The 11,539-nt window shown below is 54.3% G+C and carries 14 protein-coding genes; 9 read left to right on the top strand and 5 right to left on the bottom strand.

Annotation, left to right across the window (positions count from 1 at the left end):
• Together IB213_RS11145 and IB213_RS11140 are read left to right on the top strand one after the other, a co-directional pair.
• A complete protein-coding gene (locus IB213_RS11145; protein ID WP_192406542.1) occupies positions 1 to 1,074 on the top strand; it encodes a linear amide C-N hydrolase in 1,074 nt (357 codons plus the stop codon).
• A 1,085-nt stretch (positions 1,075 to 2,159) separates the two neighbouring features.
• Complete coding sequence (locus IB213_RS11140) at positions 2,160 to 3,425, top strand: GGDEF domain-containing protein (RefSeq protein WP_192406540.1); 1,266 nt, start codon at positions 2,160 to 2,162, stop codon at positions 3,423 to 3,425.
• 38 nt (positions 3,426 to 3,463) lie between these two features.
• Here IB213_RS11140 and IB213_RS18110 read toward each other — a convergent pair whose 3' ends face one another.
• The 3 genes from IB213_RS18110 to IB213_RS11130 form a co-directional block, all read right to left on the bottom strand.
• Positions 3,464 to 3,601 carry a hypothetical protein gene (locus tag IB213_RS18110; protein WP_225561078.1) on the bottom strand — a complete coding sequence of 46 codons (138 nt, stop codon included), beginning with the start codon at positions 3,599 to 3,601 and terminating at the stop codon, positions 3,464 to 3,466.
• On the bottom strand, positions 3,579 to 3,950 hold the full coding sequence (locus IB213_RS18105) for a hypothetical protein (RefSeq protein ID WP_225561077.1): 372 nt from the start codon (positions 3,948 to 3,950) through the stop codon (positions 3,579 to 3,581). The genes IB213_RS18110 and IB213_RS18105 overlap by 23 nt, the downstream gene beginning before the upstream one ends.
• A 299-nt stretch (positions 3,951 to 4,249) precedes the next feature.
• On the bottom strand, positions 4,250 to 5,716 hold the full coding sequence (locus IB213_RS11130; protein WP_192406538.1) for an amidohydrolase family protein: 1,467 nt from the start codon (positions 5,714 to 5,716) through the stop codon (positions 4,250 to 4,252).
• Positions 5,717 to 6,543: 827 nt separating this feature from the next.
• Here IB213_RS11130 and IB213_RS11125 point away from each other — a divergent pair.
• The 3 genes from IB213_RS11125 (at position 6,544) to IB213_RS11115 (ending at position 7,670) form a co-directional block, all read left to right on the top strand.
• Positions 6,544 to 6,720, top strand: a complete 177-nt coding sequence (locus IB213_RS11125; protein WP_192406536.1) for a hypothetical protein — start codon at positions 6,544 to 6,546, stop codon at positions 6,718 to 6,720.
• A 78-nt stretch (positions 6,721 to 6,798) separates the two neighbouring features.
• Complete coding sequence (locus IB213_RS11120; RefSeq protein ID WP_191724721.1) at positions 6,799 to 7,155, top strand: PRC-barrel domain-containing protein; 357 nt, start codon at positions 6,799 to 6,801, stop codon at positions 7,153 to 7,155.
• Positions 7,156 to 7,370: 215 nt separating this feature from the next.
• Positions 7,371 to 7,670, top strand: a complete 300-nt coding sequence (locus IB213_RS11115; RefSeq protein WP_192406534.1) for a hypothetical protein — start codon at positions 7,371 to 7,373, stop codon at positions 7,668 to 7,670.
• 591 nt (positions 7,671 to 8,261) lie between these two features.
• Here IB213_RS11115 and IB213_RS11110 read toward each other — a convergent pair.
• Positions 8,262 to 8,519 (bottom strand): hypothetical protein, encoded by a 258-nt coding sequence (locus IB213_RS11110; protein ID WP_191724723.1) that lies wholly within the window; start codon positions 8,517 to 8,519, stop codon positions 8,262 to 8,264.
• A 160-nt stretch (positions 8,520 to 8,679) separates the two neighbouring features.
• Between IB213_RS11110 and IB213_RS11105 the strand changes: the two genes are divergently transcribed.
• The 3 genes from IB213_RS11105 to IB213_RS11095 are packed head-to-tail and all read left to right on the top strand — an operon-like array spanning position 8,680 to position 9,313.
• Positions 8,680 to 8,823, top strand: a complete 144-nt coding sequence (locus IB213_RS11105; protein WP_192406532.1) for a hypothetical protein — start codon at positions 8,680 to 8,682, stop codon at positions 8,821 to 8,823.
• A 27-nt stretch (positions 8,824 to 8,850) separates the two neighbouring features.
• Positions 8,851 to 9,003: a hypothetical protein gene (locus IB213_RS11100; RefSeq protein ID WP_192406530.1), complete on the top strand. Its 153-nt coding sequence runs from the start codon at positions 8,851 to 8,853 to the stop codon at positions 9,001 to 9,003.
• 19 nt (positions 9,004 to 9,022) lie between these two features.
• The gene (locus IB213_RS11095) at positions 9,023 to 9,313 is read left to right on the top strand and encodes a hypothetical protein (RefSeq protein ID WP_192406528.1); all 291 of its coding nucleotides are present in this window, start codon (positions 9,023 to 9,025) and stop codon (positions 9,311 to 9,313) included.
• A 223-nt stretch (positions 9,314 to 9,536) separates the two neighbouring features.
• Here IB213_RS11095 and IB213_RS11090 read toward each other — a convergent pair whose 3' ends face one another.
• Positions 9,537 to 10,142: a hypothetical protein gene (locus IB213_RS11090; RefSeq protein ID WP_192406526.1), complete on the bottom strand. Its 606-nt coding sequence runs from the start codon at positions 10,140 to 10,142 to the stop codon at positions 9,537 to 9,539.
• A 169-nt stretch (positions 10,143 to 10,311) separates the two neighbouring features.
• Here IB213_RS11090 and IB213_RS11085 point away from each other — a divergent pair, with 169 nt between their 5' ends.
• Positions 10,312 to 10,605, top strand: a complete 294-nt coding sequence (locus IB213_RS11085) for a hypothetical protein (RefSeq protein WP_192406523.1) — start codon at positions 10,312 to 10,314, stop codon at positions 10,603 to 10,605.
• The last annotated feature ends 934 nt before the right edge of the window (positions 10,606 to 11,539 follow it).

The following is an 11,539-nucleotide window of genomic DNA, read 5'->3' as shown; positions in this document are numbered from 1 at the left end:
ATGAAGATCGATATGCCGCGCGTTCGCTCACCCTTGGCAGCACTGCTGCTGGGTCTTTCAGGTCTTGCTGGCGTATCTAGCACATGGGCCTGTACAAGGCTGGTGTACCACGGCGCTGCAGGTCAGGTCATGACGGCCCGATCCATGGACTGGAAAAGCGACATCGTCAGTAATCTCTGGGTATTGCCACGGGGTATGGAGCGCACCGGGCAAACGGGAGCCAACACTCTACGCTGGACATCCAAGTACGGCAGCGTCATCACCTCAGGCTACGACATCTCCACCACCGATGGAGTGAACGAAGCAGGACTGAACGCCAATTTGCTGTGGTTGGTGGAATCGCAATACCCGGTGTTCGATGCCAGCAGCAAACCCGGCCTGACGATTGCTGCCTGGGCACAGTACGTGCTGGACAATTTCGCAACAGTCGCGCAAGTCGTGGCTGCACTGCAGGAGCAGCCATTCACCATCGTCTCAGACAGCGTGCCCGGCGAAAACCGGCTGACAACACTGCACCTGTCCATGTCGGATGCAAGCGGCGACAGCGCAATCGTCGAGTACATCGACGGCAAGCAAGTCATTCACCACAGCCGCGCCTACCAGGTCATGACCAATTCGCCGGTCTTTGAGCAGCAGTTGGCTCTAGACGCATACTGGAAGCAAATTGGCGGCACCACCATGCTGCCCGGCACCAATCGGGCGGCAGATCGTTTTGCACGGGCATCGTTTTATGTAAACGCCATCCCCAAAGAACCTGATCCCAACAAGGCTCTGGCCAGTGTATTTAGCGTTATCCGCAATGTATCGGTGCCCTATGGCTTGAATACCCCAGACGAGCCCAACATTTCGTCTACGCGCTGGCGCACCGTGTTCGACCACCAGCGCAAGCTGTACTTTTTTGAATCTGCCCTCACCCCCAACACTTTTTGGGTCGACCTGAAAGCTCTCGACTTCAGCCCGCGAAGTGGCAAAGTTCTCAAACTTGACCTTGGCACTGACCAAAGCCACACATACTCAGGCAATGCTACGCAGCAATTCAAGCCCTCTGCGCCATTCGAATTCCTAGGCATCTAGATGCGTGGCACACGTCTGCGACTCAAACGCCTGCACCCTGAACAACGCCTTTGCTGATTTTTCTTTCCTGAAAATTCACATACCTGCAAGCCACCCAGCACATTGAAGACCCCAACCGTAAATCAGTACCCGGCGATGTACCTGATCAGCGCATGCAGGATGCTGTAAAGCAAGGTTTGGACGTCAAACATCAAGCAGCCTGACCTCCAGCAAAAAGCGCTCTTCGGAGCGCTTTCTTCACTCGCTGGGCACTACAGCCAGTTTTGTCCAAGCCGTGCAGAAATCGAGGGTTCTCCATAGGGAGAAAACGCTGAAGAATCAGATATTGTTAGCAGATGTAAGCGAGCTGTTTGAAGCGCCCCGTTTGCTGACGCAGCGATTTTTCATCAACAAGTTTTCTGCTGGCCCGTGGTTTTCCCTCCCGAACTCTCTTAATTCCCATGGCATGCCGAAAGGCACCGGCACTTTCTTCCCCGCCCGCCCCGCTCACGCTCGGCGGGTTTTTTCATTGCTGCAGCACTCTGTCTCGCGCTAGACCGCCTAACTCCATAAAGCGCGCAAGCATGCGCACTCGGCTTTCAGCTGTCTGAATCGCCCAGAGTTTTGTAGATCGCTATCAGCCTCCTCTTTCCGTTTAAACAGGAGTCCATGTGAACACACAACGCTACCCACAAGAACTCAAGATGCAGGCCCTCCAACAAAACTTGCAACACGGCCATGGCGTGGCCGAGCTCTTATACCGTTGGATAACCGGCATCACCCATATCAGCGCCCACGAAGGGTATCCGCAGACATTCGTCTGCAGATGACCTGGCTTGCATAGCGTTGGAGAAACGCAATGGCGTGAGGCTGGCTGCTATCCAGAAAAAGCGGGTCGATTCAAGCCTCAGACACACTTTCTTCTCAAACTGCAACAAGGCATGCTTGCAGGGAATTACTTGAATGGGATTGCGGCCCATCAGCCAATCTATGCACAAGTCATTACACTGAGCTGTTTTGCCTGATCTAGTGCTGAATGCCGGCAATTGCCGTGGCAACCAGCCCTAGCTGCGCGCATCTGCTCTTACCGGCTTTTAAAGATCCTCATGGTTGCAACCATCCTTGTTGGCATGCTGTGCGCACACCTGCTGTGCTTTGCACTCATGTTTTTGCTTATTAGCAAACGCTTGCAGGGCAAGAGAATGGGTATGGATTTTTTCGCCCTGGGCAGCCTCTTGCTAGGGTTTGCCTATGTATTGCAACTGGCAGAGGGAGGCCCCGCCTGGAGCGTGATGAGCGTAGTCAATCACACCCTGACACTTGCAGCCCCCATCGCCTACTGGCTCGGCTCGATGCGTTTCTTTGGTTATGCCGCCCCGCTGTGGCGACCGTTGATAGCGTTTTCCGTGGTGTACGTGCTTGCCCAAGTACTGGTGCAGTGGAGTCTGGGCCAGGCTGCACGCTATGCCATGCTGGCGGGCATTTCCTCGTTGCTGTTCTTGGGCATGACGCTCACCATCATCTACGGCGTGCGTACATTTGCCAAAGATTTGTACGCAGAAATGGTTATTTTTGCACTGCTGATCAGTGGCATTTGTGTACTGAATGCGATGAAGTTCATGAAGATTTTGGACGGTGGTCTGGAAGCGCTGGACATGGACAGCAGTTTTCAGATGGTTTTCTACATCTACATGTCATCCCTGGCCACGGTGATACCGCCTTCGATCGTCTGGCTGGTACTGCGGCGCTTGACTGATGATCTGCGTGACATGGCGGGGCGTGACCCCATGACGCAGTTACTCAATCGCAGGGGGCTGTCTGAAGCACTCAAGGTTTTTTTCAATACCCGAAACCCCGCCCCCGCGCACCTGCTGCTGATGGATGTGGATCATTTCAAGCACATCAACGACACCTATGGGCACCAGGCTGGAGATACGGTGCTATGCCATGTGGCCGATGTGGTGCGCAACACGGCACGCCATGGCGATTTAACAGGCCGCATTGGCGGAGAAGAGTTTGTGGTCATCTGTCTGGACACGGACAGTGCTGGCGTCATGCGTTTGGCTGAGCGTGTGCGAGCCGGTATTGAAGAGCAGGCCATCGATGTTGCTGGCACCCGGCAGCCTCTGCGCTGCACGGTCACAATCGGTGTTTCGCGCCCCTTCGCAAGCACACAAGCTTTAGAGGGGGCCATGCGCGATGCAGATGCTGCCCTGTACCGTGGCAAGGAGGCTGGGCGCAATCGCATCGAATTACCGCACACACCCCACTTTCACCCAGATCCACATGCGGGCCGAGCAACACCTTGCCAGCGCACGCCCAGCGAGCCGGCTGTTCTATCTGAAGGGTCTGCAACCCACCAGCAGCCCTGAGGTGAGGACGCCTGCAGCCCGCGCTGCGGTGCGAAAACTCAGAAGCGAAAGGTAGCCCCCAGCACCGGGCCGCCCATGCCAAAGTCCAGACGTCGCCCGTTGCTGCGGTAGTCCACACTCAGCTGGCGATAGCCGGCGGATACGTAAATGTTGTCACGCAGTTGGTAGTTCACCACGGCCAGCAACTGCCATGTGAACTCTGACCCCACATTCTGAGTTTCCCTGCCCACCGACATCGGCATAGACCAAGGTTGACCAGCGCGGGTGCACCTGATGGCGCCAGCGCACCGCCACGATAGGGTCCGCGAAAGTGTCCTTGGTCTGAACCTGCAGCAATGGCTGCACCTGCACTGTGGCGCGAATGCTCCACAAGCGCACGCCTGCCAGCACGTCTTGGCTGTCCTCTGGCGACAGCTGCCAGCTGTAGCCGCCACTGAGCGTCAGGGCGCTTTGCGTCACCTTGGCGCGGGCTTTCAGGCCCATGGGCAGGCTGGCGGTGTCCGACAACGTCGGCGTAGCTGCCATCGGCATGCAGCACATGGCGACCTTTGCGCGCGGTGGCATTCAGAAAGACGGCGGCGTCCAAATCACTCAATACATCCGAAAAAGATTGCGACACGTGCGCCGTTGGTGCATGGCGCGCGGGGCGGATGTCACCTTGCAAGCCAGTCATCCAGAGGTAGGGCGTAGCCTGAAAACGCCAGACATCGCCCTGCTCCGGCTGGGCCTGTGCCAGACCAGCCCCCAAAGCAAGCAAGCAGGGGGCAGTAATGCTTAACGCGCGTGCTGTGACGCGGTCGTGGGTGTCAATGTCATGGCACGTGTCACAACGTATTCTTGTGAATCTGGCCGCCCTTCATGATCAAGCGCAAATGCTTGTCAGGGTCAGCCAGAAAGTCGAGGTTATCGGCAGGGTTGCCGTCAGCCACCAGCAGATCAGCCCATGCGCCAGGAGTAATGCGGCCCAGCGCGCCGGGATAGGGGTTGCGTTCGCCGGACAGCGCAAGCAGCTCGCCGTTGATGCCTGTAGCCTGCCCCAGCAAAGTCAGTGGATCGTAAAAGCGCGTTAGCTTGGCCAGTTGCCTGCCCTGAGTGGCGGTGTTTTGGGGGTTGAACAAAATGTCCGTGCCCCAGCCGGTCTTAACGCCATACTTTTGCGCCATGGCATAGGCGTTGACCGTGCCTTCGGCCACCTGCTTCTGGCTGGCGCGGCGTGCAGGGTCAGGGTAGACGTTGCTGTCTTCATCCTGCAGGAACGGCTGCAGGCTCCACCAGACACCCTCATCGCGCATCATGCGCACGCTGGCCTCGTCGGCCAGTTGCCCGTGTTCAATGCACTTGACCCCTGAGCGGATGGAGCGCTGAATGCCCTTGGGGGTGTAAACATGGGTCATCACATACGTATTCCAGTCGCTGGCGGCTTCCACGCCAGCACGCAGCTCGCGCTCTGAAAACTGGGTGCTGTCCAGCGGGTCATACATGGATGCCACGCCACCACCAGCCAGCATCTTGATCTGCGTGGCGCCCAGCATTAACTGTTCGCGCACGCGGCGCAGTACCTGGGCTTCACCGTCGGCAATCATGGCTACGCCAGTGCTTTCAACCAAGCTCAGCGGAGCGTTGTCGGCACGTGGCAGATCGCTGCGCAGGCGAAAGTCTCCATGCCCGGAGGTCTGCGAAATCATGGCCCCGCTGGGGTAGATGCGCGGCCCGGCCACCAGCCCCTCGTCAATGGCGCGTTTGAGCGCAAATGACGGCCCGCCCGCATCACGCACTGCAGTAAAGCCGCGCAACAACGTGCGCTGTGCCTCTTGAGCAGCTACCAAATACAAATAACCCAAATCCGACGACATGGCCGCCATCTGAGAAATTCCGGCCAGCATGGTGTGCCAGTGCACATCAATCAGCCCCGGCATTACCAGCTTGCCCTGACAGTCCAGCAGGCGCGCTCCCTCCACTGTGGCTGAAGCCGGCAGCACATCCACAATGCGCTGGCCCTGCACCAGCACTTGCAGGCCGTTTCGCACCGACTTGCCAGAGCCATCAAACAAACGCAGATTGGTCAGCAGCAGCGGTCGCTTGTCATCCGCCGTGGTTGCCATGGCCCCGGAAGGCAGCACAAAGGGGGCCAGCATGGCAGCCACTCCTCCGATGAAGCTGCGACGCGACAGGTCTTCGGTGACCCGCTGGTGCAGGCGCTGGCACATGGGGCTGCTGCAGACGCAGCCTCTGGCACGGATGGGACCAAAACGCCACGGGAAACCGCAGGAAGCGCCGGAGTTAGAAGCCATGAAGAGATCACCTTGTCTGCAAAAAAAATAGAGGACCACCGCTGATGCCAGACACAGCCAGTGGCCGTTTCAAAGGCATGGCGACACCATAGCGTCAAACAGACCAGGCATTCAACAATGAAATGCTGACGCAGTGACAGCCGTTCATGGCGCCAATCTTCATCGCACCAAGCTTGGTAAAGCCTCGTTCGTGCCAGGCGTTGGTGTATGCATTCCCAACGGTCTCTTTGGCCAGGCACGATGTAAGTGGCATTTTCATTTTTGATAGCAACTAACGCTTTATGAATAAAGAGTTCAGCTCCAAACGACCCGCGCAGTCCCAAAAGCCCTCCCCCGAATGGACCAACGCATCAAAACGATCAGCTCATCAGGCAGCCGCACAAGGAGTGATCAGTGAGCAACCCCAGAGGGGCTGCATCACTTCCCAAGAATAAAGAAATGGGCCCAGTGGGCAACCTTTACCCGGAACAAGGCCCAGATCACCCAGAAAACAAGCCAAACATCCTAAAGCTCCTGAATCAATGTGGATAGCTCTGCCAGAACCTCCCACTCCTATTAGCCCATAGCCTTACCGAGCCAACCCGCTCTTCGCGGCTTTTGTCTTCCCAGCACAAATGCACAAACAAAACTCCACCCACCAACCCATCAATCACCACCAAATACACAAATTTATCGTTAAAAAACATTAAAAATAACGTATTTTGTAATAACAACCATTATTGACAATCCCAGCAGCCATTCACTTACAGGGCGAACGCGACTCCTGTGCGAACCTATCAACAAGGCGAGCAACTTTGCTTGTCTGCCAACCTCAAGGAGCTACGGAAATGTCGCAACACAACCAGCCACAGAATCCCAACCACAAGGAAAAGCAGCAACAGCAGCAAAACCCGAACCAGCAGCAGCCGGGGCAAAGTACCCCCAAGCCCGGGCAACAGCAGCAGCAAAACCCCAACCAGAACAACCAGCCAGGGCAGCAGCAGCCTCAAAAGCAAAAGCAATAACGGGCAAGGCCCTCTGCTTTAAGCAGCAATGGTTTTAGGTTTTAGGTTTTAGGTTTTGAATTCTGAGAAGGAACTCCAATGCAAACAATCAACTCAGCGTCGTCCGTCATTTCGTCCTCCCGAGTCAACGGCACGAACGTCTACAACCCAGCTGGAGAGAAGCTGGGTTCCATCGACTCACTGATGATCGACAAAATCACCGGGCAAGTTCGTTATGCAGTCATGGAATTTGGTGGCTTTTTAGGCATAGGTACCGACTTGTACCCACTCCCATGGAACAGCCTCAAGTACGACCCCAACCAAGGCGGTTACGTGGTTTCAGTTTCCAAAGAACAGCTGGACAACGCTCCTCGCTACGAAAATAGCACTTGGCCTGAATACAACGACGAGTATGGCCGCCGTGTCTACGATCACTACGGTGTTCCTTACTACTAAAAAGCGGCCCTTTTACCTTTTTCAATTTCAGCCCACTTCGGTGGGTTTTTTTACGCCCCAGTTTGCCACTCAGCGCACGGCAGACAACGCCGCTGGGGCAATCAGGTATTAGGTGCCCGCCCCCAAACCAAAAAATAACCACCCCAAACGCACCTAGACTACACACCCGCACTAGCTGCGCTTGGTAGCTGCTCCTTACTTCAACCCCAACCACCATGGCCACAGAACCTGCACCGCAACGAATTATCAAATCATGGCTTGGTATGGGCATCGGCGTGTTCTGCACACTGCTGTCTCTCGTCTCTTGGCTCAACACAAAAGACATTTCTTACCTTGTCGCCATTGCAGGCTTCATCTGCTGGACTTTTGCCTGGAGCCAGATGGGCGCCTCATTCAACCTGCCCCTGCGCGACATGTTCCGCCAGTCCGTACAACTGAGCCGCGCTTCACTCATCTGCACCATCGCTGGCTTGGCTCTGGTATGCACCTCACTGGCAATGCGCTGGCTGCTGTAAAAACAGCCCTCCCCAACATCTACAAAACCCGCGTAGCTCACACTGCGCGGTTTTTTTTTATTCCAGAGAGCTTCACATGCTCATCAAAGCACTACTGCCGTTGATTGCTGTTTTTAAAATTCAAGTGCGGTGGGCACGAAGGCAAATACTTTGGCAAATAAATTGCGCAGCGCTACAAGGCGTGTAAGGGAGAGATCGATCAAGCACCAACTCAGGCAAAAACTGCCGAGCCAACTAACTACTCAGTATTTTTAAAAACTCAATCGATGACTCGCCAGCCCAGCCCCCTGCACAGACCTCAAAACCAAATTTGATACCGTCGCCCCCCTGCCCCTGTGCCCGGCCCTTGGACAAAAGGCCCGGCCCCGCACAGCCACTGACCGCGCTTCAAGTTCGCCCTCGGTTAATGGCTTGTCATTCGCATCAGAAACACCACCGGCCAAGTGCGCACCCGGCGCGATGGAACTGGTTTTGCCAACCAGTACTTGGCTGCATACCAAGGCATTAATGGCCCAGCCATGCAAACCTGGTGGGGCAAGAACCAACGTGTCAGCAATCAAAAGCTGCAGTCACCTAAAGAGCGACGACAGCTCAGTCATCAAGATCCCCATCGTCGTCTTCGTCGGCAAGCAGCTCAACAAACACCTCAACGCGTACGTGCGTCGGTGAGTGCCAGTTAAAGGTTCTGTCCAGAACCTCATAAATTGGCCCATCTTCAAACATACACACGCAGTCTCCTGGCAGTGGAACAGCGGCCAGTGCACCCACTTCATTGACATCAAAGCCGGGGATAGGGGCTGCGTCAGCAACATCTTCATTCACCAGTACAAACTCAAGAGTTACTTGCATGCTTTTTCCTTTGATACGCCCACAAAAGTGGGCATTTTTTTGCCGAGAGATTTTGATATGACCACCTGAGAGCCGCGTGGGCAACATGCCCCCGGCGCGTCAAGCAGAGCCATCGAGCCATCAGGGGATGACTTGAACCACACCACCACAGGCCCCGATCATGAGCGATAACACCGCACAGCGTGCGCCGGCCTACTTCTTCTACCTTGCGCAAGGTCACTGTCACAGCACTGCCGGCGAAGCTGCGCGCATGCTGCTGCACTGCTGCAGCGGCCACCGATTCAGATTTAACGCAACCGATTGACAGCTGCTCGACGCCCAGCACCAGGACATGGCTCTGCAGATCAAGCGCATGGATGTGCACTGCACCCGTGAGGTGCACGAGCGTCTGAATGCCATGTACGACCACACTGAGTGCTTGGGCCTGCGCTTTGAACACTTGGCCTGGAAGTTTGGTCTCAAGGGCAAGGCAAAGAAAAACTGACTTACTCCGGTACTACCTGTTGACCTGCGCCCTTCGTGCGAACCACGTCAATCTTGTCAACGCCAAAGAGCAGATCCAGCACACCTTCAGCCAGAGCTCTGGTGCAGATACCACCGCTTTTAGCCTGCTTATCTACCCATGGGCCAGCGCCGGCCGCACCCAATTGAGCATCTCTGCCGTACTGGTGTGCGAAGCCCCAAGCAAGGGCGCTACAGGACCACACCGAACCCACGCATGGCGCGAACTGCTGGGCAAGCTCGAATTTGTTTTGTGGCAAGCAGTCGAGCAGGTACAAAAGGAAGACCCGTGAAAAGCAATGGGCAGTTACTGGTGACCTACTTCTTTCAAACCATATCCACCACCAACAAAAAGCCCGCTTAACGCGGTTTTCTTACATTAGCTGCCAACAACTCAAGCACTTAGTGACACACGCATGCCATCAAGGCCAATCAGCGCATTGCCTTGTACAAACTTGTACCGGAACGGCAAAAAATCCATTCCTATAACCACTCTTTTGCTGATTGTTCTGGCAGTTAGTCACCACTGAAGTCGAAATACAAAATATTTGACCAATTACCCAGCCCGAGATCATCGATAGATTTCATTAAATCGTGCACAGGAACGGAGAATTTGGAATTGCGGCCAAACAGCTTTGCGAAAAAGCCAGCAGATTTGTGCACCTCGATGGGGGGAGGCACCAAAGATTGCAACGCCCTTTCCACTTCAGGCTGCATATTTTTAAGCTCCTCAAGGAGCGCAAGGTTTTGCTCAAAAAGCGGTGTGTCGCCCATGTCAAAAATTTCACCGCACTCAAAAACAAAGTATTGATTTTGATTTTCTGGTCTGTTCAAAAATTCGATGGTTTCAGCAATCAAGTTCTGGGCTGCTTCAAGCTCAATTTGAGACAAGAAATTTTCAAGATTTTTTACGCCGGAGGCGTAGTCACCTATCAAAGCTATTTCCTCTGGATTTTCCCAAAGTGAAGAACGGCAAGTTTTAGGGTTACCAGAGAGAAGTAACTTGGAAACAATTGGTATTTCGTAATCCCATTCCGCAATCCCAATCATTTTTCGATCGTCAAGCTCATCGCTTGCCCCAGGGATGACATTGGTTGAGTAGAGATAGCAACGGTTAGCCACAGTGATTATTCCGATGTATAAACGTAACAAACGTATGCCACATCAAGCCCCTGGGGCCTGCCCAGTCTGCGCCATGTGTCTCAGACAGTCGCTGGTGGATTAGTTCGTAACTGAATTTGACAGGCACTATAACCGGAGCATCTGCAGGGCCGAAGTCAAAGTCTTCCTTGTGAAGTACTGCAGCGACAAAGGCGGGCAAGAGCTGCCCGATCTGCGGCACACCATTCCTACCCGCGACCGCTTCGTCCTAGTAATGGTCCATGGTGAGCCCTACGCCATTGTTGATATTGGCCTGCGCATGCTGTTTCCACGGGGGCTGTTTCAGGTACAAGGGTTTCCAGATAGCTACGAGCTTGAAACCAGTACGGCTGACAGCCCATGGTCAAGACAGCCCAGGTGCGAATGTGTGGCAACAGCGTGGCCCGCTACTGCCACAGGCACTGGCCGCCAGCTAGGTAGCTAGCTAAAGCTAACTACAGCTAACGGCAGGCACTACACCAAGCCACTTAACTCAGCGCCAAGTCCACCTAGTGCGAACTTTCTTAGCCATGAGCGAGCATGAAGTCACACAGATTGAGTGGTGCGCATGCGTGGCACAACCTTGACCGAACCCATGCCACTGGGACTCGAACACATCCCCTGGAGTTCGCATTTATCTACACGATCATGGTCTGATAGTTATGCAACGCACCAACGATGACGATCAAAAAGAAATACTTTTCCTAAAATAAAACATAGCAAATACCGCTTGCCAGATAAGAAATAGTGGCACTTTTAATGAAAACAAAGCCCGCATGATGATGCATCGAGCGGGCTTTTTATGGGCACGTTGTATTAGCAGTTGCCTTTTTTGGCTTGGCCGGGGGGACAAAAACCCCCGTGGTCGTGCCCACCGCTGTGTCCAGGGTCAACGACAACCGAGCCGCTCGGTGTATACACCGCACAGCCTGTCAAGAAAGTGGCCAGCAAGATCAGACCAAATAGTTGCTTCATTTTTGTTAATGAAAGAGTTGGAGCAGATGCAGTTTAGACCGCGTCATCTTGGAATTTTGTGTACTTTTGTTCATCTCCAGATCGCCCTGCCCACAACGCGCAGTCTTTTTCTGTGGAGCCAACAATTGCACAAAGTATTTTTTCTCCATAAGGAGTTAAAGCAGCTTTTAGATCAACAGTGATATCACGCTCAATGACATCTGTAGCTGCTGCATACTGCCAAATCCGGCTACATAGCAGCAAAGCAAGGCCGCTGTTTCAAAAACACCTCGCTTCTCAACGACGCGAATAGCTTCGAGCAGCTTGCTGCCTGTATTTCCTCTAATGTCATGGCTTCTGACAAGGGAACAAATCTCGCTTAGCAGGCAATAGCAGCGATCCGCATAGGTTTCACTCTGCATTTT

The sequence above is a fragment of the Comamonas sp. CMM02 genome (assembly GCF_014851485.1).
In the GTDB taxonomy this organism is placed as follows: Bacteria; Pseudomonadota; Gammaproteobacteria; order Burkholderiales; family Burkholderiaceae_C; genus Comamonas; species Comamonas avium.
Note: the sequence above shows the minus strand (reverse complement) of the source record. Positions and strands in the feature narration are given on the sequence as shown.